Below are 270 nucleotides of genomic sequence, written 5' to 3'. Positions count from 1 at the left end.
ACTTGGTCGTTGGTGGTGCCTGTTTTGCCAGCCAGGTCATGACGATTAAGTGCTCTGGCCCGGCGACCGGTACCGCGCTGGATAACATCCTTGAGCATGTTCACCATCAGGAAGTTGGTGCGTTTGTCCATCACCCGTGGAGCCAGGGTTGGTTCAGTGGCTGTTTCTGGCGCTGCGGTAGTGGATGCCTGGTCGTTAATCGTAGCTGCTGGAGCATTGGCTGATGAGTTGTCGCACTGGCGGCAAGCGATTTCCGGAGTAGCAGCAAAC

Annotated in this window: 1 protein-coding gene; it reads right to left on the bottom strand. The window is 56.7% G+C overall.

Translation table 11 applies throughout. The features are described from left to right. The coding region (locus tag Q4563_RS20035; protein WP_303605762.1) for a penicillin-binding transpeptidase domain-containing protein at positions 1-200 on the bottom strand (200 nt) is incomplete at its 3' end. Positions 201-270 lie beyond the last annotated feature (70 nt).

The sequence above is a fragment of the Gilvimarinus sp. 1_MG-2023 genome, from assembly GCF_030548285.1.
The sequence above is the reverse complement of the archived record's forward strand: the minus strand, read 5'-3'. Positions and strand labels throughout refer to the sequence as shown.